The organism is Thermus brockianus (assembly GCF_001880325.1).
In the GTDB taxonomy this organism is placed as follows: domain Bacteria; phylum Deinococcota; class Deinococci; order Deinococcales; family Thermaceae; genus Thermus; species Thermus brockianus.
In genome coordinates, this window is record NZ_CP016312.1 from 914546 (window position 1) to 933528 (window position 18983).

Annotated in this window: 15 protein-coding genes, 1 rRNA gene and 4 pseudogenes; 12 read left to right on the plus strand and 8 right to left on the minus strand. The window is 67.6% G+C overall.

Annotation, left to right across the window (positions count from 1 at the left end):
• Positions 1–11 precede the first annotated feature (11 nt).
• The 4 genes from A0O31_RS04805 to A0O31_RS04820 are packed head-to-tail and all read left to right on the plus strand — an operon-like array spanning position 12 to position 1986.
• Positions 12–458 carry a hypothetical protein gene (locus A0O31_RS04805; RefSeq protein WP_071676900.1) on the plus strand — a complete coding sequence of 149 codons (447 nt, stop codon included), beginning with the start codon at positions 12–14 and terminating at the stop codon, positions 456–458.
• The gene (locus tag A0O31_RS04810) at positions 433–1026 is read left to right on the plus strand and encodes a MazG family protein (RefSeq protein ID WP_071676901.1); all 594 of its coding nucleotides are present in this window, start codon (positions 433–435) and stop codon (positions 1024–1026) included. Before A0O31_RS04805 ends, A0O31_RS04810 begins: the two co-directional genes overlap by 26 nt.
• Positions 1027–1055: 29 nt before the next feature.
• Positions 1056–1526, plus strand: coding sequence for an NUDIX hydrolase (locus A0O31_RS04815; protein ID WP_071677919.1), 471 nt, complete (start codon positions 1056–1058; stop codon positions 1524–1526).
• On the plus strand, positions 1489–1986 hold the full coding sequence (locus tag A0O31_RS04820; protein ID WP_071676902.1) for a type 1 glutamine amidotransferase domain-containing protein: 498 nt from the start codon (positions 1489–1491) through the stop codon (positions 1984–1986). Before A0O31_RS04815 ends, A0O31_RS04820 begins: the two co-directional genes overlap by 38 nt.
• Here A0O31_RS04820 and argB read toward each other — a convergent pair.
• Together argB and A0O31_RS04830 are read right to left on the minus strand one after the other, a co-directional pair.
• The gene (gene argB, locus A0O31_RS04825) at positions 1955–2722 is read right to left on the minus strand and encodes an acetylglutamate kinase (protein WP_071676903.1); all 768 of its coding nucleotides are present in this window, start codon (positions 2720–2722) and stop codon (positions 1955–1957) included. The genes A0O31_RS04820 and argB overlap by 32 nt on opposite strands.
• A complete protein-coding gene (locus A0O31_RS04830; protein WP_152024397.1) occupies positions 2715–3206 on the minus strand; it encodes a hypothetical protein in 492 nt (163 codons plus the stop codon). Before A0O31_RS04830 ends, argB begins: the two co-directional genes overlap by 8 nt.
• Positions 3207–3223: 17 nt before the next feature.
• Between A0O31_RS04830 and dnaX the strand changes: the two genes are divergently transcribed.
• The 5 genes from dnaX to A0O31_RS04855 all read left to right on the plus strand — a co-directional run bounded on the left by dnaX (position 3224) and on the right by A0O31_RS04855 (position 8423).
• Positions 3224–4837 (plus strand): DNA polymerase III subunit gamma/tau, encoded by a 1614-nt coding sequence (gene dnaX, locus A0O31_RS04835; RefSeq protein ID WP_071676904.1) that lies wholly within the window; start codon positions 3224–3226, stop codon positions 4835–4837.
• Between the two features lie 7 nt (positions 4838–4844).
• Positions 4845–5126 carry a metal-sensitive transcriptional regulator gene (locus tag A0O31_RS04840; RefSeq protein ID WP_039459634.1) on the plus strand — a complete coding sequence of 94 codons (282 nt, stop codon included), beginning with the start codon at positions 4845–4847 and terminating at the stop codon, positions 5124–5126.
• 1 nt (position 5127) lies between these two features.
• Positions 5128–5589: an HD domain-containing protein gene (locus A0O31_RS04845; RefSeq protein WP_071676905.1), complete on the plus strand. Its 462-nt coding sequence runs from the start codon at positions 5128–5130 to the stop codon at positions 5587–5589.
• A 67-nt stretch (positions 5590–5656) separates the two neighbouring features.
• Positions 5657–7507, plus strand: coding sequence for a 2-oxoacid:acceptor oxidoreductase subunit alpha (locus A0O31_RS04850; RefSeq protein WP_071676906.1), 1851 nt, complete (start codon positions 5657–5659; stop codon positions 7505–7507).
• A 1-nt stretch (position 7508) separates the two neighbouring features.
• Positions 7509–8423, plus strand: coding sequence for a 2-oxoacid:ferredoxin oxidoreductase subunit beta (locus A0O31_RS04855; protein ID WP_071676907.1), 915 nt, complete (start codon positions 7509–7511; stop codon positions 8421–8423).
• Here the strand turns inward: A0O31_RS04855 and A0O31_RS13555 are convergent.
• Positions 8420–9091, minus strand: coding sequence for an FAD-dependent oxidoreductase (locus A0O31_RS13555; protein WP_338061440.1), 672 nt, complete (start codon positions 9089–9091; stop codon positions 8420–8422). The two genes, A0O31_RS04855 and A0O31_RS13555, sit on opposite strands and share 4 nt — an antisense overlap.
• Positions 9070–9699 (minus strand): annotated as a pseudogene (locus A0O31_RS13560) (NAD(P)/FAD-dependent oxidoreductase); the annotation flags it as partial. The gene A0O31_RS13555 and the pseudogene A0O31_RS13560, both read right to left, overlap by 22 nt.
• A 27-nt stretch (positions 9700–9726) precedes the next feature.
• Here A0O31_RS13560 and moaC point away from each other — a divergent pair.
• On the plus strand, positions 9727–10200 hold the full coding sequence (moaC, locus tag A0O31_RS04865; protein ID WP_071676908.1) for a cyclic pyranopterin monophosphate synthase MoaC: 474 nt from the start codon (positions 9727–9729) through the stop codon (positions 10198–10200).
• Between the two features lie 29 nt (positions 10201–10229).
• Positions 10230–10559 carry a NifB/NifX family molybdenum-iron cluster-binding protein gene (locus A0O31_RS04870; protein WP_071677921.1) on the plus strand — a complete coding sequence of 110 codons (330 nt, stop codon included), beginning with the start codon at positions 10230–10232 and terminating at the stop codon, positions 10557–10559.
• On the opposite strand, the gene A0O31_RS04875 is transcribed toward A0O31_RS04870, so the two are convergent.
• From A0O31_RS04875 to A0O31_RS13040, 4 genes and pseudogenes are all read right to left on the minus strand, one after another.
• Positions 10534–11379 carry a hypothetical protein gene (locus A0O31_RS04875; RefSeq protein ID WP_071676909.1) on the minus strand — a complete coding sequence of 282 codons (846 nt, stop codon included), beginning with the start codon at positions 11377–11379 and terminating at the stop codon, positions 10534–10536. The genes A0O31_RS04870 and A0O31_RS04875 overlap by 26 nt on opposite strands.
• 7 nt (positions 11380–11386) lie before the next feature.
• Positions 11387–12842, minus strand: a pseudogene (locus A0O31_RS04880) (phosphodiester glycosidase family protein).
• 34 nt (positions 12843–12876) lie between these two features.
• A pseudogene (rtcB, locus tag A0O31_RS13035) lies at positions 12877–14037 on the minus strand (RNA ligase RtcB); the annotation flags it as partial.
• A 39-nt stretch (positions 14038–14076) separates the two neighbouring features.
• Positions 14077–15752, minus strand: a pseudogene (locus A0O31_RS13040) (RtcB family protein); the annotation flags it as partial.
• A gap of 310 nt (positions 15753–16062) precedes the next feature.
• Here A0O31_RS13040 and A0O31_RS04895 point away from each other — a divergent pair.
• Positions 16063–18939: ribosomal RNA gene (locus tag A0O31_RS04895) — 23S ribosomal RNA — on the plus strand.
• Positions 18940–18983: the final 44 nt, after the last annotated feature.

Consider the following 18983-nt stretch of genomic DNA (forward strand, 5'->3'; position numbering starts at 1 on the left):
GCCTTGGGACTATGCTCCGCTTAGCCGGCATTCTCCTTACCCTCCCCTTCTTCCTCCAGCTCCTCGGCCTGGGGGATACCCCCTTGGGCGGGGGGCTTTGCGGGGAGGTCTTCCGCCTGAAGGACCCTAGCCTTGCCCTGCAAACCCCGGGCTTTTGGTACGGCCTCCTCTTCATGCTCCTCCTGGCCTTGGAGCTGGGCTACGGGCTTTCCCTCCTCCTTTTGCCCCTTCTGGAGGTGCGCCTTGGCCCCCCTTGGCTCCGAGCCGGGCGCCTTTTGGTGGGGGTGCTCCTGGTCCTCTTCCTCCTCACCCGCACCACCGGGCTTCCCATACCCACCCCCGCAGGTGTGGTCCTGGAACCCGCTCCCTTGGACCCCTTGGGCCTCCTTTTGGTGGGGCTATCCCTTTTGGGTGGGCTTCTTTTGCGCGAGAATGGGGGGCATGGAACGCCTGCTTGAGGTGATGCGCCGCCTTAGGGGCCCCGGAGGGTGCCCTTGGGACCGGGCCCAGACCCACGAGAGCCTGGTCCCCTACCTCCTGGAGGAGGCCTCGGAGGCGGCGGACGCCCTCCTGGGCGGGAACCCCAAGGAGATGGCGGAGGAGCTTGGGGACGTCCTCCTCCAGGTGGCCTTCCACAGCGTCATCGCCGAGGAGGAAGGGCGCTTCGCTTACGAGGACGTGGAAAGGGCCATCGTGGAAAAGCTCATCCGCCGCCATCCGCACGTCTTCGGGGAGGCGGAAGCCAAGACCCCAGAGGAGGTCAAGGCCCGCTGGGAAGACCTGAAGGCCCAGGAGGGTAAGGGGGAAGACCCCTGCGGCCTGCCCAAGAACCTCCCCACCCTGCTAAGGGCCTACGAGCTCCAGCGCAAGGGCATAGACCCCGGAAGCGAGGAGGGGCTTTTGAGGGCGCTGGAGAGGGATGACCTGGAGGAGGCGCTTTGGAACCTGGTGGGGCTTTTCGCCAAAAGGGGTTTGGACCCCGAGACCGCCTTAAGAAGGCGCTCCCGCAAAGCCTGCCAGAAGTAGCCCTCCCCCAGGGCTTTCGGCTAGCGGCGGTGGCCGTGCCCCTCCTGGGGGGGCACCTCCTCTTCACCCGGCGTAGCCCCTCCCTCCCCACCCACGCCGGCCAGGTGAGCTTCCCCGGGGGGGTGGTGGAAGCGGGGGAAGGGGTGGTGGAGGCGGCCTTAAGGGAGGCGGAGGAGGAGGTAGGGCTAAGGGGGGTGGAAGCCTTGGGCTTCCTCTCCCCCGCCCTTTCCCCCCAGGGGTTTTGGGTGCAGCCCGTGGTGGTCTTTCGGGAAGACCTCCCCCCCCTAAAGCCCAGCCCGGAGGAGGTGGCCGAGGTCCTCCTCGCCCCCCTGGAGGAGCTTTTGGCCCTTGTTCCCTGGAGCGAGGTGCGCCTAGGGCGCACGGTGTGGCACTTCCCCTGGCGGGGGGTGGACATCTGGGGGGTAACGGGGAATATCCTGAAGGAGTTCCTGGAGGTGTGGCGTGCGGCGCATCGGGATGCTCCTAGCGGACCTCTTTGACGAGCGGGAGTTCCTCTACCCCTACTACCGGGTGCAGGAGGCGGGCTACACCCCGGTGGTCCTGGGGCCCGAGGCCCGGGAGTACCGGGCCAAGTCGGGCTTGGCCTGGAAGGCGGAGCTTGGCGCAGGGGAGGCCCCGGAGCTTGCGGGGCTCCTCATCCCCGGGGGGTTCGCCCCCGACTACCTGCGGCGGAGCGAGGCTGTCTTGGCCTTGGTGCGGAAGGCGGCAGGGGAAGGCAAGCCCCTGGGGGCCATCTGCCATGCGGGCTGGGTTCTCATCAGCGCCGGGGTGGTGCGGGGCAAGAGGGTCACGGGGTTTCCCTCCATCCGCGACGACCTGGTGAACGCCGGCGGGCTTTACCAGGAGGAAGGGGTGGTGGTGGACGGCAACCTGGTAACCGCCCAGGGGCCCAAGGACCTGCCCGGGTTCATGCGGGCCTTTCTGCAGCTTTTGGGGTGAACAGGGTACCCGCCTCGCCCAAAAGCACCCTCCCCAAAACCCCTAGGCCCCCCTTGGCGATGGCCGCCCAGGGGGCCCCGGCCCGGAGCGCCGCCAGGGCCGCCTCCACCTTGGGGATCATCCCCCCCTGGATGACCCCTTGGGCTTTCAGGGCCTCCACCTCCTCCGGGGTGAGGCGGGGGAGGCGGGTCGTGGGGTCCTTGGGGTCCGCATAGACCCCCTCCACGTCGGTGAGGAACACCACCCCCCACCCCAAGGCCCCGGCCACGGCGCCGGCGGCGGTGTCGGCGTTGACGTTCAAGGGGCCCTCCTCGTCCAGGGCGATGGGGGCGAGGAGGGGGGTGTAGCCCTTCTCCAGGAGGTCCAGGAAAAGCCCCGCCTCCACCCCCACCACCTCCCCCACCCGGCCGAGCTCGGGCAGGGCCCTGCCCTTTAGGCAAAGGGCGTCCCGCCCGGAAAGGGCCAGGGCCCTTCTTCCCCTTCGGGAAAGCCCCTCGGCCAGGCGCTTGCCCGTGAGGTAGAGGGCCATCTCCACCGCCTCGAGGTGCTCCTTGGGGGTCACGCGCAAGCCCCCCACGAAGCGGCTTTCGTAGCCCAGCCGGGCGAGGAGGGCCCCGATCTCGGGGCCGCCGCCGTGGACCAGGACCAGGGGCCCAGGATAGGGGGCGAGCTCGTCCAAAAGGGCCTCCGCCCCCCTTAGGCTCCCTCCCACCTTCACCACCAGGGCCTCACTCAAGGTAGACCACCTCCTCGGGCAAGCCTTCCTCCTCCTCGGCTTCCAAAAGGTCCAAAAACCCTAGCAGGGCGTGGTCGGGGTGGAGGCCGAAATGGGCAGCGAGGGCCTGGACGGCGCCCATAGGGGGCATCCGCTTAGCCTCCGCCAGAAGGGGAAGAAGCGCCTCGGGGGCCAAGAGGGCTTCCCCCAGTTCCGGGCCCCGCCTGAGCTCGGCCACCACCTCGCCCCCTTCCGCCTGGAGGAAAAGGAGGTCCTCCTCGTTCAGGACCATGAAGGCCAAAGCGGGGCCCAGCCGGGAAAGCGCCTTCAGGAAAGCCCGTATGGCCTTGGGGTCCTCCTCGGCCTCGAGGGCCTCGTGGTAGAGGCTCACCCAGGGCGGGTCGGGCACCAGGTACACCCCGGCCCCTTGGGTGTGGCCTCCCGCCCAGGCCGCCACCTCCTCCAAGGGGGCTTTGACGTGGAAGGAGAGAAAGCTCCGCACCACGCCCTATACTAGCCCTTGTGAGCGCCCTCTACCGCCGGGTGCGCCCCCTCACCTTCGCCGAGGTGGTGGGCCAAGAACACGTGAAAGAACCCCTCCTTCGGGCCATCCGGGAAGGGAGGCTGGCCCAGGCCTACCTCTTCTCCGGCCCCCGCGGGGTGGGAAAGACCACCACCGCCCGCCTCCTGGCCATGGCCGTGGGGTGCCAAGGGGAGGAGCGCCCCTGCGGGGCCTGCCCCCACTGCCAGGCGGTGCAAAAGGGGAGCCACCCCGACGTGGTGGAGATAGACGCCGCCAGCAACAACTCCGTGGAGGACGTGCGGGAGCTAAGGGAGAGGATCCTCCTCGCCCCCCTTTCCGCCCCCAAGAAGGTCTTCATCCTGGACGAGGCCCACATGCTCTCCAAAAGCGCCTTCAACGCCCTCCTCAAGACCCTGGAAGAGCCCCCTCCCCATGTCCTCTTCGTCTTCGCCACCACGGAACCCGAGAGGATGCCCCCCACCATCCTCTCCCGCACCCAGCACTACCGCTTCCGCCGCCTCACGGAGGAGGAGATCGCCGGCAAGCTGGAGCGCATCCTCCAGACCCTGGGGCGCAGGGCAGAGAAGGAGGCCCTCCTCCTGGTGGCCCGCCTGGCAGACGGGGCCATGCGGGATGCGGAAAGCCTCCTGGACCGCCTCCTCCTCCTGGAGGACCCCCTCACCCGGGCCAAGGTGGAGGAGGCCCTGGGCCTCCCCCCCAAGGAGGCCCTCTTCGGCCTGGCCCAGGCCCTGGGCGAGGGCCGGCTTAAGGAAGCCTTGGAGGCGGCCCGGAGGCTCTACGGCCAAGGCTTCGCCCCGAGGAGCCTGGTGGGGGGGCTTATGGAGGCCTTGCGGGAAGCCCTCTATGCCGCCTACGGCCTCCCGGGTAGGCCCCTTCCCCTTTCCCCCGAAGCCCTCCTTTCCGCCCTCACCCGGTTGGACGAGGCCTCGGAGCGGCTGGGCAAGCGTTCCGACCTCCTCTCCCTCGAGGCGGCCCTCCTCTCCGCCTTCGCCCCCACCCCCAAGGCCCAAGGGGAAGCGCCCAGGGTCCAACCCCCAGAACCCCCCTTGCCCGAGTTTGACCCTCTCGCCCCCCCACCCGCGCCGCGCCGGGAGGAGGGGGCTCGGCCGGAACCCAAGGGGGGAGAAGACCTGGCACCCCGCTTCCGCGCCTTTTTGGAGGCCCTCAGGCCCACCCTACGGGCCTTCGTGCGGGAGGCCAGGCCCGAGGTGGTGGGGTCTACCCTCTACCTCCGCTTCCCCGAGAGCAAGGCCTTCCACCACAAAAAGGCCGAGGAGCAAAAGGGGGCGCTTCTGCCCCTGGCCCAGGAGCACTTCGGGGTGGAGGAGATCCTCCTCGTCCTGGAAAAAAAAAGCCCTGAGCCCGTAAGCCCCCCTCCCAAACCCACTCCCCGTACCCCCGCCCCGGCGGCCCCGCCCAAGGAGGACCCGGAAGAAGCCCCCAAGGACGAGGCGCCTACCGAAGACCCCGAAGCCCGCCTTCACCAAATCACCCGCCTCCTGGGGGGAAGGCTCCTTTGGGTGCGCAGGCCCAAGGCCCCGGAATCTGAGGAACCCATGAGCGAAGACGCCATAGGGGGTAGTGGTATATAATGCCCCCATGACCAAGACCACCGAGCTGGGACAGGACACCGTGGAGAACATCCTGAAGCGTCTACGGCGCATTGAGGGCCAGGTTCGGGGCCTGCAGAAGATGGTGGCCGAGGGCCGTCCCTGCGATGAGGTCCTCACCCAGATGACCGCCACCAAGAAGGCCATGGAGGCGGCAGCCACCTTGATCCTCCACGAGTTCCTCAACGTCTGCGCCACGGAGGTTTCCGAGGGCAAGGTGGACCCCAAGAAGCCCGAGGAAATCGCCAACATGCTCAAGAAGTTCATCTAGCTTGGCCAAGCGCCTCTTCCGCCTCCTCGAGGCCTTCTTCCCCCCCAAAACCCCTCCCGACGACGCCTTTGCCCTGGCCTTCCTGGAGGGGGAAGAAGGGGCGCTTTACCTCGCCATGGACCCCCGGGACCGGGCCCATGCGGTGCGGGTGGCCCGCCGCCTCCTCAGGGCCCACCCCGAGGCCCCCAAGGAGGTGGTGCGGGCCGCCCTCCTCCACGACGCCGGCAAGGCCCTAAGGCCCTACCGCCCCCTGGAGCGCATCCTCACGGGGCTTTTCGCCCCGCCCCTACCCCCTTACCCCCTGCGCCGGGGGCTCTTGGGCGCCTTCCAGGTGCGCCGCCACCACCCCCTTTACGCCGCCGAGCGCATCCAAGACCCCTGGGTGCGGAGCCTAGTCCTAGAGCACCACGCCCCCCAAAGCCCCTGGGGCAAAAGGCTCCACCAAGCGGACCAGGAGGAGTGATTTGGGCAAATGCCCCTAGCCAACCCGAGGCATAAGGAGTAGGGTAGTCCTGGACCAAGGAGGGCTTATGGAGGAGTTCACTTGGCGCGTGGGCGGCCCCCAAGGGGGCGGGATAGAAACGGCGGCCACCCTCTTCGCCCGGGCGGTGGCCAAGGGGGGGTGGTGGGTGGCCACCAAGCGGGAGTACCACTCCAACATCATGGGGCGGCACTCCTACCTGGACGTGCGCCTAGGGCGAAAACCGGTGGGGGCTTTCCGGGGCAAGGTGGACTTCCTGGTGGCCCTGGACGGGGAGACCCTGGCCCGCCACCTGGACGAGGTGCGGCCCGGGGGGGTGCTCCTTTACGACCCCAAGGTGCTGGACCTAACGGTCCACAAGCTCCCCATGCTGGACCACCGGGTGCAGGAGGCCCTCGCCGAGCGCTTCGGCAAGGCGGACCCGAGCCTAAAGGAAATCCTCGCCGCCTACGCCGAGGCGGGGGTCCAGCCCCTACCCTACCCTTACGAGGAGGTGGCGGACCGCATCGGGGCGGAGCTCGGCGTGCCCTCCCTGCAGGCCCGGCGCACGCTGAACACCATCGCCGTGGCGGCGAGCCTCCACCTCTTGGGCTTCCCCCTAAAGCCCCTTCTGGAGGCCCTGGCCCTGCAGTTTAGGGGCAAGGTGCTGGAGCTGAACGAGAAGGTGGCCGAGGCCGTCTACCGCGAGGAGGTGCCGAGGCTTTCCTTCCAACTGCACCTCAACGGCTACGAGCCGGGCCGGGTCTACCTCACCGGGGCCCAGGCCGCCGCCCTGGGGAAGCTAGCCGGGGGCCTCCGCTTCCAGACCTACTACCCCATCAGCCCCGCCACGGACGAAAGCGTCTACCTCGAGGCCCACACCGCCTTCCCAGGGGCGGACGTGGCCGTGGTGCAAACGGAGGACGAGATCGCCGCCGTGACCATGGCGGTGGGGGCGGCCCTCGCCGGGGCCAAGGCGGCCACGGCCACGAGCGGCCCCGGCTTCAGCCTCATGGCCGAGGGGATGGGCTTCGCCGGGATGATTGAGGCCCCCCTGGTGGTAACCCTTTACCAGCGGGGCGGGCCCTCCACGGGGCTTCCCACCCGCACGGAGCAGGGGGACCTCCTCTTCGCCATCCGGGGCGGGCACGGGGAGTACCCGAGGCTCGTCCTCGCCTCCGGGGACATCCTGGACGCCTTCCTGGACGCCCAGAAGGCCCTGGCCTGGGCCTGGCGGTACCAGACGGTGGTGGTCCACCTCCTGGACAAGTTCCTGGCCTCCATGGCGCAAAGCCTCCCCAAGGAGGCCCTGAAGGTCCTCTCCCTAAACGGGGAAAAGCGCCTAGCCCCACGGGAAGGCTTTGGCCCCTACGAGCGCTACGCGCCCGCGGAGGACGGCATCTCCCCCTTCATCCCCTTGGGAACCCCGGGGGGGGTCTACTGGATGACCTCGGACGAGCACGACCTCGAGGGGCACATCACGGAAGACCCCGTCCTCCGGGAATACCAGATGGAAAAGCGCATGCAAAAGCTCCTCACCGCAAGGCGGGAAATCCCCCTGGAGGACCAGTACACCCTCTATCGGGACGGGGACGTTCTGGTCCTGGGCTTCGGCACGGTGAAGGGGACCCTTCTGGAGGCCTTAGACCACCTTCCCGGGGTAGGCTACCTCCACCTTAGGCTCCTCTGGCCCTTCCCCGAGATCGGCCCCCTCCTGGAGGGGAAGCGGCTCGTCACCGTGGAGCACAACTACTCCGGACAACTCGCCGACCTGGTGCAGCAGGAAACCCTGAAGAAGGTCCACCACCGGGTGGTGAAGTACAACGGCCGCCCCATCACCCTGGACGAGGCGGTGGAGGCCCTTAAGGCGGTGCTTTCCGGGGAAGCCCCCGCGCGCTTGGTGTTGCGGAAGGGAGTCTAGCATGGTGGAGCTTAAGCTTCAGGACTACAAGGCGGAAAAGCAGCCCGACTGGTGCCCGGGTTGCGGGGACTTTGGCATCCTCTCGGCCCTCCAGATGGCCCTCTTTGAGCTTCGGAAGGACCCGAGCCAAACCGTGGTCTTCTCCGGCATCGGCTGCTCGGCCAAGACCCCCCACTACTTGAACGTCTACGGGGTCCACACCCTTCACGGCCGCGTCCTCCCCGTGGCCCAAGGGGCCAAGCTGGCCAACCCCCACCTCACCGTGGTGGCCGTGGGCGGGGACGGGGACGGGCTTGGCATCGGGGCCGGGCACTTCGTGGCCGCCGGCCGCAGGAACGTGGACATGCTCTACATCCTCCACGACAACGAGGTCTACGGCCTCACCAAGGGCCAGGCGGGACCCACCTTGGGCCTGGGGGAGAAGACCAAAAGCCTGCCCAAGCCCAACCCCCAAGGGCGCATCAATCCCCTTCTCCTGGCCTTCGCCTCCGGGTACACCTGGATTGCCCGGGGCTACGCCTACGACGTCAAGGGCCTGAAAGAGCTCATCAAGGAAGGCATAAACCACAAGGGCCTCGCCTTCCTCCACGTCCTCCAGCCCTGCCCCACCTACAACGACCTGCACACCAAGGAGTGGTTCGCCCCAAGGCTTTACAAGCTCCAGGAGGAGGGCTACGACCCCTTTGTCCCGGAAGGGCTTCCTCCCGAGGAGCTGGACCGGAAGATGGCCCAGTTCCAAGAGAAAGCGGCGGAGTGGGGGGAAAGGATCCCCATCGGGGTCTTCTGGAAGGCGGAGGTGCCCACCTTTGAAGAACGGCTTAAGGCCTACCTCCCCCGCTACCCCGAGGTCTACCCCGCCTTGGGGCAGCGGGAAAGCCTGGACCTAGAAGGCCTCCTAAAGGAGTTCGCCCTTTAAAGCTGCGCCCGGGCCGCCGCCCCTTGGGGGCGGCGGCCAGGGTCTTTGTAGCGGCTAGGCAGGAAGCCCCAGGCCCAGGAAGGGAGGTCCTCCCCCGCCACCATCCGGGCCAGGGCCTCCCCCGCCCCCAAGGCGGCCATAACCCCATAACCGGAAAAGGCCCCGAGGAGGTAAACCCCTTCGGCCACCGGACCCAGTAGGGGCAGGTTCTCTGGGGTGCGCACGTAGTACCCCCCGTCCACCCGGGGCCGCACCCCCAGGTAGGCCCGAAGGCCAGGAAGCATGGGGAAAAGCCCCCTAAGGGCCACCTCCCCCGCCCACGGAGGCGGGGTAGGGCCGCAAGCCCAGGGGAATTCCGTCTGAGGCCATGGGTTGTAAAGGGCGAGGAAGCCTTCCCCCTCGGGCCTACCGTGGGCTCCGGGAGGCAAAGGGCCAAGGAGGGGGGCAAAGGCCGCCTCGTCCCGCAGGAGGGCCTGTTCCTCCGGGGTGAAAATCTCCTGGCCTTCGTTCCAGATGAGAAGGGGGGTCTCCCGGGGAAGAGGCCCAAGGGGTCGGGGAACCAGGCCTTGAAGTGGGGCTCGGCCGCCACGGGGAGGGTGGGGTCCAAGGCGGCAAGGAGGGCGGGAAGCCCAGGCCCCGGGGCGAGGACCAAGGCGGCGAAAGGCCAAAGCGCCTCCTCCTCCCCCCGCCGCACCCGGGCGTAGCGGGGCCTACCCCCTTCCCGCTCCAGGCCCAAAAACGCCCCCGCTACCAGCCTACCCCCCGCCTTCCTCAGGGCCTCCAGGAGGGCCATCCCCAGGCCGTGGGCGGAAAGCCAGCCCGCCTTGCGCACGTGGAGCCCGGCCTTGCCCTTCAGGTGGGCCAGATAGGGGAAAACCTCGCCCAAGGCCCCGGGGAGGACGAGGTCCATCCCCTCTTCCGCCCCCGACGGGTAGGTGGCGGCTTTGGGGTGAACCCGCAAGGGCCCGGCGTGGGGGGCAGCCTGGGCCAGGGCGAAGAGGCTTTCCGCCTCGCCCACGTAGAGGTAGCCCCTCGGCCTAGGCCGGGCCGCTTCCCCAAAGGGGCCGAGGAGCTCGAGGCTTCGCCCGACCAAGGAGGCCAAGGCTTCCTCCCCTGGCCAGAAGACCCGGTAGCACTCCGTGGACTTGTCGCTGGTGCAGGCGAGGGGGGCCTCCCGCTCCAGGACCAAGACCGGGAAGCCCCTCTGGGCCAGGAAGTAGGCGGCGGAAAGCCCCAAGATTCCCGCCCCCACCACCAAGACGTCCCCTTCGGGCATTTGCCCTCAGGGTACTACACTAAGGCCATGGACCTCACCCATTTCAAGGATGGCAGGCCCCAGATGGTGGACGTGACGGAAAAGCCAGCGACCTTCCGCACCGCCACCGCCGAGGCCTTCGTGGAGCTTACGGAGGAAACCCTTCTGGCCCTGGAAAAGGGCGGGGTGGGCAAGGGGGACCCCTTGGTGGTGGCCCAACTCGCCGGCATCCAGGCGGCCAAGAAGACGGCGGACCTCATTCCCCTCTGCCACCCCCTTCCCCTCACCGGGGTGGAGGTGAGGGTGGACCTGGAAAGGGAGGCCAAGCGGGTGCGCATTGAGGCCACGGTGCGCACCAAGGCGGAAACCGGGGTGGAGATGGAGGCCCTCACCGCCTGTGCCGTGGCCGCCCTCACGGTTTACGATATGCTCAAGGCGGCCTCCAAGGGGCTTGTCATCAAGGAGGTGCGCCTCCTCCACAAGGCGGGGGGCAAAAGCGGGGAGTGGCGGCGGGAAGGGTAGCCTTTACCCTGGGGGTGTATTCTAGGACCATGCGCGTCGCCATCGCTTTGGACAAGGAGGAGGGCCGGGTCTACCCAGGCCCCTTCGGCCACGCTCCCCGGTACGCCATCTACGAGGTGGGGGAGGACGGGAGCCTGCGCCTCCTGGAGGTCCGGGAAAACCCCCACGCCAGGGAACACGGCGAGGAGAAGCACGCCAAGATGCGGGCCCTTCTCCAGGACGTGGCCCTCAAGGTGGGGGCCCGTTTCGGCCACGGGGGAAGCCAGGGGGCCTTCCCGGTGGCGGGGCGCCTCGAGGTGGGCCCGGTCTCCCTAGAGGAGGCCTTGGCCCTCCTCAAGGCGCGGCGAAATAGCGCCTGAGGAGCTCCCGGGCTTCCGGGGCAAGGGGGGTCTTCTCCAGGTAGACCTCCACCCCCCGGCGCACCCTCTCGGGGGGCCTACCCGCGGGCCAAGGGGAAGGCAAGCCCTCGCCTTCCCCCTCCCCCGGGGGAAGGAGACCCGCTTCCTCCCCTTGGGGCGTCGGGGGAAGGACGGGGGGACCCTGTTGGACGTCCCCCGTGCCCGAACCCACCCCTCCCCTAGGGCCCGGGGAAGCCCCGCTGGCGCCCTCCCCTTGCGAAGGGCCCACCTCTCCCGAAGTGCCGCCCTGGGAAGCGGGGGCCTCCCCTTCCCTCCGGAAGGAGCCCCCACCCTGGCCCGGGGAAGAGCCCCTCTCCGAAGCCCCATCCCTCCCCGTCTCCTCCCCCCTAGCTTGCGAGGCACCCTCTTCCCTCCCCGAAGCCCCTTGGGGCGTGGCGGGCCGCTCCAGGCGTGGGAGGGCCCACCCGCCCCCCGCCCCTTCCGCCCGCCAGGCGGCGAGGAGGAGGGCTAGCACCAGGGCCAAGAGGTAGAGGAAGAGAAGGCCAAGGGGAAAGGGCGGAAGCCTAAGGGGGGCCTTCCTTGCCTCCGCCCAAAGCCGCTCCTCCCCGTAGGCGAGGGCGGTGGGGTAGGCGAGGCTCACCCGGCTGATCTCCCAAAGAGCCCTCCCCTCCCACAGGCGGGTGGGAAGGAGGAGGCCCAAGGGGGAAAGGAGGGCGAAAAGGGGGTGGGAAAGGCCCAAGAGGGCGAGGGCCAGGGCCAAAAGGAGGCGGTAGCGCCAGGCGAGGCGGCTGGCGTAGGCGCGGTGGAAACTGGGGCCCACAAGGGGATTATGGCGCAAAAAGGGCCAGGGCGTTCACCACGGGCCTGGGGCTCCCTTGGTAAGGGCTTCGCAACACCCCCTTCACCCAAAGCTGGGCCGAGCCGCCCCCGTCCATCCGGAGGGCGTTCCAGGCCCCCCGGGCGAGGAGGGCCCGGGCCAGGACCCCGGGGGTGGTGGGCTCGGAAACGAGGAGCCATAGCCGCCCCTCCCTCGTCCAGGCCACCGCCGCCTGGGGGCCACGGCCTGGAGGGGCCTTGGATCCTTGAAGTTCTCCTTGGCCGGGTCAAAGGCGTACTGGCCCTCCCAGAGGAGCAGGGGCCCCCCTTCCAGGGCGTAGCGGAAGGGGGGTCTAGCCGCCCGTAGAGGCTTAGGCGTTCCCCCACCGCCAAGGGGAAGGGCGGGGCCCCCTTGGGGAAAGCGAGGGCCCAGGCCCCGGCGGGAAGCTCCGCCGGGGCGGGGAAGAGGGCCTCCACCCGGTCCCCCCGCACCAGGGCCACCTCCTCCCCCTCCCGCCCCACGGGGCCCGGCACGGTGTGGGCGGTGTAGCGGGCCCGGGAGGCGTTCACCCCCACCCGCACCCTTTCCCCCCTGGGCCCCGCCACCACCGCTTCAAAGCGGGGCAGGCCCAGGAAGAAGGTAAATCCATCCCAAAACAGGGCGGCGCGGCCGAAGGGGTAGGAGACCGTGACCCCGTCCTGGACCCAAAGCCCGATGGGGGTGCCGGTCTTGGGGTCAAAGTAGCCCCCGTTGAGGACGGCCAAGGCCCCTGGGGCCAGGTCCTTGGGCAAAGCCCGCTTCCCCGGGGTGCCCACGGGCAGAAGCCTCCCCCTTTCCGCCTCCACCAGGTAGAGCCTTAGGGGCTCCGGGGCGAAAGCCCAGACCTCGCGGTAGCGCACCCCTGGGGCCAGAACCTCCTCCACCTCCGGGGCCAGGGGGTAGAGGTCCAGGACGAGGCGGGGAGGGTCATTCAAAGGAAATAGCCGGTAGCGGAGGAGCTTCCCGGGGGCGGAAAGCGTTAGCTCGGTACCCTGGGGAAGAAGCCGCACCGAGGCCGAAACCCCCTTGGGCCAGGGGGCCTCGAGGGCCTTCGGCGCCAGGTAGGGTAACCGGAGGCGCAGGCCCTCCCGCGCCATGCCCTCCTGAGGGGGCATGGCGGCAGGGCCGGGAAGGTCCAGGACAAGGCGGAAGGCCCGCCCCTGGCTCCCAAAGCGGGCCGAGGCCTCAGGTACCTGGAAGTAGCCCAAATCCCTCAGTACCCCCAAGGGGAGCCGCTCCCTTTCCGGGGCCGGCCAGTCCCCCAAAGGCTCCGCCCACCCCACCCCGGGCACGTACACGAGCCGGACGCCCTCTCCCTCGTACACCCAGGCCCCCCCTTCCTCCCGGAAGGCGAGGCCAAAGACCCCTGCGGGGAAGCCCTGCCCTAGGGCGAGGCCGAGGAGGAGGAGAAGGGCAAGAAGCCTCATCCCCCCATGAAAGCAAAGCCTCGTGAGAAAGGCCTTAGCCCTTCACCACGATGAGGGGCCGGAGGCGGGCCACCTTCTTGCCAATCCCCGCCCCCTCCACCGCCTCCACCACCAGGGACACGTCCTTGTAGGCCTCGGGCATCTCCTCGTCCACCGTGGCCCGGGTGGCAGCCCTGACCAGGATGCCCCTTTCCGCAAGCTCCTTGACCAGGTTCCGCTCCCTGGCCACCCGCTTCGCCTGGTGCCGGCTCATTTTCCGCCCCGCCCCGTGGCAACTGGAGCCGAAGGAAACCTCCATGGCCCTAGCCGTACCCGCCAGAACGTAGGAGTAGCGGCCCATATCCCCCGGCACCAGGACGGGCTGGCCCACCTTCCGGTACTCCGGGGGGATCTCCAGGTGGCCAGGCCCAAAGGCCCGGGTGGCCCCCTTGCGGTGGACCAGGACCCGGCGCCCCCTGTGCTCCTCAAACTTGGCGTTGTTGTGGGCGAGGTCGTAGAGGACCCGGAGGCCGTGGTCCCGAGGGGCGTAGCCCACCGCCTCAAAGGCCTCCCGCACGAAGTGGGCGATGAGCTGGCGGTTGGCGAAGGCGAAGTTGGCAGCAGCGGCCATGGCCTGGAGGTAGTCTTCCCCCTCGGGGCTTCGTATGGGGGCAGCGGCGAGCTGCTTGTCCACGAGCTCAATCCCGTACCGAGGGGCTACCTTGAGGAAGCGCTCCACGTAGTCCTGGCAGACCTGGTGGCCTAGGCCCCGGCTTCCCGTGTGGATGAGGACGGTGATCTGGCCCCTAAAAAGCCCGTAGGCCTCGGCGGCCTCGAGGTCGTACACCTCGTCCACGTACTGCACCTCCAAGAAGTGGTTGCCGCTTCCCAAGGTGCCGATCTGGGGGGTTCCCCGCTCAAAGGCCCTTTCCGAGACCTTGTCGGGGTTGGCCCAAGGGAGGCGGCCTTCGGACTCAATGAAGCGCACGTCCTCCGGGTAACCGAAGCCCCGCTTTACCAGCCACCCCGCCCCCTCCTTAAGGATCTCCTTGAGCTCCCGCTTGCTAAAGCGCACGTCCCGCCTTTCGCTCCCCACCCCGGAGGGCACCAGGCGGTAGAGGGCGTCGGCGAGCTCCCGCTGGCGGGGGAGGAGGTCTTCCAAGGTGAGGTGGGAGGTCAAAAGGCGGACCCCGCAGTTGGAAACCACGAACCCTTCTGCCACAAAGTTGTGGTCTGGATGGGCCATGGAAAGGTCGTAAACCCTACCCCCATAGGGCACCCGTTCCACGGCCACCACCCGGTCAAAGAGCATGCCCTCGCAAGCCGCCACGAACTCGGGAAAGGTGGGAAAGCCTTGGGGACGGAAGGAACGGCGCTCCTCGTAAAGGGTGCGCTCCACAAAGCGGCGTGAGACCCCAAGCCCCTGGGCGATGGCCTTCACCGAATAGCCCGCCTTCCGGAGCGCCCAAGCCTTCTTGGCCAGGGCCTCCCGCTCGGCCAGGTGCGCCTCCTTCTTCCGAAGGTAAAAGGCGGCCAGAAGGGCCAGCCGGGCCTTGGTGGGGGCGTAGGCGTAGCCTATTTCCTCGTAAAGCCGGGCCAGGTTTTCCGGGGTGGATCGGAGGATGAGCTTGAAGCGGTGGGAAGGGTCCTCCGGCTCCTCCCAATCCGCCTCTTCCCGCAGGTCCTGCACCTCTAATCCCACGGAGGCCAGCAACCGGGCGAGGTCCTGCATAAAAGCACGTCCCTCTTCCAAGGCGCTTCTGCGCTTGGACTGGGAAAGGACTGGGGGCAGGAGGTTGTAGCCGTGGCCACTCACGGCCCTGGGCGCAGAGAGTTCCGCCCCGAAAAGCCCCGCTAGAAAGTTGGCCTTAAGCCAAGGGGGAAGGGCAAAAAGCCAAGGCGGGAGCCTAAATCCCTGCTTGGCCCTGGCCCCCTCGGGAAGCCCGAGGGCGCGGAGAAGGAGAAAGAGGGCGCGGGAGGATATCTTCAGGCTAGCCTCCTCCGCGGAAAAGGCCCGGCCCCGGAAGCTGTGGCGGCGCCAGCGCAGATAAGGGCCCCCCGCCCGGAAGCCTAGACGCTCCAGATCGGCCTTGGCCTCCAGGAGGCCTTCCCTTGCCCCGTAGAGCACGAGGTAGGCCTTTCCCCCAGAGCGGTACAGGGTCCCATCCCCCAGGGAGTACCCCATCAAGCGCAAAAGGGCTGGCAGGTGGGGATGGTCTGCCCTAAGAGGGAGAAGCCCCCGCGCCCGGAGCTCCAAGGGGGCCCGGGGAAAGCCCAGCTCCTTAGCCCAAGCCTCCGCCGCCTCCTCCCCCACAAGGGTCAGGGGAGGAGGCGGTTCGTAAGGGAGCCCCCGGAAAGGGTGAACCGCCACTTGGTCGCCCGGCCGCAGTTCGCCCAGGGGGCGCATTCCTGCAGGGGTATAGACCGGGTGGTCGGGGGTGGCCTCGAGGACAAAACCCCCTTCGGTGCGGAGGCGCACCAACTCCTCCCCTTCCCGGGAAAGGAGGAAAAGGGCGCGCGCCGCCTCGGGGCGCTCCCCTAAGCGCCAGGCCACCAAGAGGGGATCTCGCTCTTGGGCGAGCTCCTCAATGGGCCGCGTGTAGCGGTCGTGGGCTAGGACACGGGTTCCCGGGGGCAAGCAGTTGATGTCAAACCCCACCCCCCCGGGCTCACCACCCCGCCCACCTCGGGGTCAAAGGCCGCCACCCCCCCGATGGGAAAGCCGTAGCCCCAGTGGATATCCGGCATGGCCAGGGCCGGCTCCACGATGCCGGGCAGGGTGGCCACGTTCATCAGCTGCTGCAAGGAAGCGTAGTTCTCCGTTTCCAGGTCCCTTAGGATCTCCTCGGAAGCGAAGAAGATAGCGTCCACCCGCATCTTCCCCTGCCGGGGGATGCGGTAGGTGTAGGGGGCGATCTTTTCAAAGCGCATGGCGCCCTCCCAAAACAAAACCGCCGGGCTTTGGGGCCCGGGCTTATTCTCAAGCTACGCCGATATGCGGTATGCGTCAAGGTTATGCGGGCCATGACCCTTGCAGTCCTCACCGCGCCTGGGTGTCCGGCGTGCTAACGGGGTGCAAGGAGCACCAAAGCCCTTGGCCCGAGGAAGCCCTGGGGGTACTTGACACGTTCTAGGGGTCCTGGTAGTCTTTTCTTTGCGCTGCCTGGTAGGCGGCGGGGGATCTTGAAAGCTGGGGTGGATGGTTGAGGATGTGAGGCCATGCGGGAGCGTGGCCTTTGAGGGTCAAGATGCTAAGGGCCCACGGTGGATGCCTTGGCACCCGAGCCGATGAAGGACGTGGCTACCTGCGATAAGCCAGGGGGAGCCGGTAGCGGGCGTGGATCCCTGGATGTCCGAATGGGGGAACCCGGCCCGTGGGAACACGGGTCACCGCCGTTTGGCGGGGGGAACCTGGGGAACTGAAACATCTCAGTACCCAGAGGAGAGGAAAGCGAAAGCGACTCCCTGAGTAGCGGCGAGCGAAAGGGGACTAGCCTAAACCGTCTGGCTTGTCCGGGCGGGGTAGTGGGGCCCTCGGATACCGAATCCCTAGCCTAGCCGAAGCTGTTGGGAAGCAGCGCCAGAGAAGGTGAAAGCCCTGTAGGCGAAAGGTGAGGGGATAGGTGAGGGTACCCGAGTACCCTGTGGTTCGTGGAGCCATGGGGGAATCTGGGCGGACCACCGCCTAAGGCTAAGTACTCCGGGTGACCGATAGTGGACCAGTACCGTGAGGGAAAGGTGAAAAGAACCCCGGGAGGGGAGTGAAATAGAGCCTGAAACCGTGGGCTTACAAGCAGTCGCGGCCCGTTGAGGGTTGCGGCGTGCCTATTGAAGCATGAGCCGGCGACTCACGGTCGTGGGCGAGCTTAAGCCGTTGAGGCGGAGGCGTAGGGAAACCGAGTCCGAACAGGGCGTTTAGTCCGCGGCCGTGGACCCGAAACCGGGTGAGCTAGCCCTGGCCAGGGTGAAGCTGGGGTGAAACCCAGTGGAGGCCCGAACCGGTGGGGGATGCAAACCCCTCGGATGAGCTGGGGTTAGGAGTGAAAAGCTAACCGAACCCGGAGATAGCTGGTTCTCCCCGAAATGACTTTAGGGTCAGCCTCAGGTGCTGACTGGGGCCTGTAGAGCACTGATAGGGCTAGGGGGCCTACCAGCCTACCAAACCCTGTCAAACTCCGAAGGGTCCCAGGTGGAGCCTGGGAGTGAGGGCACGAGCGATAACGTCCGTGTCCAAGCGCGGGAACAACCGAGACCGCCAGCTAAGGTCCCGAAGTCTGGGCTAAGTGGGAAAGGATGTGGCGTCGCGAAGACAGCCAGGAGGTTGGCTTAGAAGCAGCCATCCTTTAAAGAGTGCGTAATAGCTCACTGGTCGAGTGACGCTGCGCCGAAAATGATCGGGGCTTAAGCCCAGCGCCGAAGCTGCGGGTCTAGGGTGTATGCCCTAGGCGGTAGGGGAGCGTTCCCGATGCCGATGAAGGCCGACCCGCGAGGGCGGCTGGAGGTAAGGGAAGTGCGAATGCCGGCATGAGTAACGATAAACAGGGTGAGAATCCCTGTCGCCGTAAGCCCAAGGGTTCCTACGCAATGGTCGTCAGCGTAGGGTTAGGCGGGACCTAAGGTGAGGCCGAGAGGCGTAGCCGAAGGGCAGCCGGTTAATATTCCGGCCCTTCCCGTGGGTGCGATGGGGGGACGCTCTAGGCTAGGGGGACCGGAGCCATGGACGAGCCCGGCCAGAAGCGCAGGGTGGGAGGTAGGCAAATCCGCCTCCCAAGAGCTCTGCGTGGTGGGGAAGCCCGTGAGGGTGACAACCCTCCGAAGCCAGGGAGCCGAGAAAAGCCTCTAAGCACAACCCACGGGAACCCGTACCGCAAACCGACACAGGTGGGCGGGTGCGAGAGCACTAAGGCGCGCGGGAGAACCCTCGCCAAGGAACTCTGCAAGTTAGCCCCGTAACTTCGGGAGAAGGGGTGCTCCCCGCGAGGGGAGCCGCAGTGAATAGGCTCTGGCGACTGTTTACCAAAAACACAGCTCTCTGCGAACTCGTAAGAGGAGGTATAGGGAGCGACGCTTGCCCGGTGCCGGAAGGTCAAGGGGAGGGGTGCAAGCCCTGAACCGAAGCCCCGGTGAACGGCGGCCGTAACTATAACGGTCCTAAGGTAGCGAAATTCCTTGTCGGGTAAGTTCCGACCTGCACGAAAAGCGTAACGACCGGAGCGCTGTCTCGGCGAGGGACCCGGTGAAATTGAACTGGCCGTGAAGATGCGGCCTACCCGTGGCAGGACGAAAAGACCCCGTGGAGCTTTACTGCAGCCTGGTGTTGGCTCTTGGTCGCGCCTGCGTAGGATAGGTGGGAGCCTGTGAAGCCGCCCTTTCGGGGGCGGTGGAGGCGCCGGTGAAATACCACCCTGGTGCGGCTGGGGGCCTAACCCACGGGAGTGGGGACAGCGCTTGGCGGGCAGTTTGACTGGGGCGGTCGCCTCCTAAAGGGTAACGGAGGCGCCCAAAGGTTCCCTCAGGCGGGACGGAAATCCGCCGGAGAGCGCAAGGGTAGAAGGGAGCCTGACTGTGAGGCCTGCAAGCCGAGCAGGGGCGAAAGCCGGGCCTAGTGAACCGGTGGTCCCGTGTGGAAGGGCCATCGATCAACGGATAAAAGTTACCCCGGGGATAACAGGCTGATCTCCCCCGAGCGTCCACAGCGGCGGGGAGGTTTGGCACCTCGATGTCGGCTCGTCGCATCCTGGGGCTGAAGAAGGTCCCAAGGGTTGGGCTGTTCGCCCATTAAAGCGGCACGCGAGCTGGGTTCAGAACGTCGTGAGACAGTTCGGTCTCTATCCGCCACGGGCGCAGGAGGCTTGAGGGGGGCTCTTCCTAGTACGAGAGGACCGGAAGGGACGCACCTCTGGTTTTCCAGCTGTCCCTCCAGGGGCATAAGCTGGGTAGCCATGTGCGGGAGGGATAACCGCTGAAAGCATCTAAGCGGGAAACCCGCCCCAAGATGAGGCCTCCCACGGTGTGAAGCCGGTAAGGACCCGGGAAGACTACCCGGTGGATGGGCCGGAGGTGTAAGCGCCGTGAGGCGTTGAGCTGACCGGTCCCAATCGTCCGAGGTCTTGACCCTCTTTGCCCTGATGAGTCCACCCCAGCTTTCCTCCCCCGTCGCCA

Excerpts from the sequence above, each read along its gene's own strand:
- A0O31_RS04805 (WP_071676900.1), top strand. The coding sequence starts at position 12 with ATGCTCCGCTTAGCCGGCATTCTCCTTACCCTCCCCTTCTTCCTCCAG.
- A0O31_RS04840 (WP_039459634.1), top strand. The coding sequence starts at position 4,845 with ATGACCAAGACCACCGAGCTGGGACAGGACACCGTGGAGAACATCCTG.
- A0O31_RS04870 (WP_071677921.1), top strand. The coding sequence starts at position 10,230 with ATGCGCGTCGCCATCGCTTTGGACAAGGAGGAGGGCCGGGTCTACCCA.
- A0O31_RS04855 (WP_071676907.1), top strand. The coding sequence starts at position 7,509 with ATGGTGGAGCTTAAGCTTCAGGACTACAAGGCGGAAAAGCAGCCCGAC.
- A0O31_RS04850 (WP_071676906.1), top strand. The coding sequence starts at position 5,657 with ATGGAGGAGTTCACTTGGCGCGTGGGCGGCCCCCAAGGGGGCGGGATA.
- A0O31_RS04810 (WP_071676901.1), top strand. The coding sequence starts at position 433 with ATGGGGGGCATGGAACGCCTGCTTGAGGTGATGCGCCGCCTTAGGGGC.
- moaC (WP_071676908.1), top strand. The coding sequence starts at position 9,727 with ATGGACCTCACCCATTTCAAGGATGGCAGGCCCCAGATGGTGGACGTG.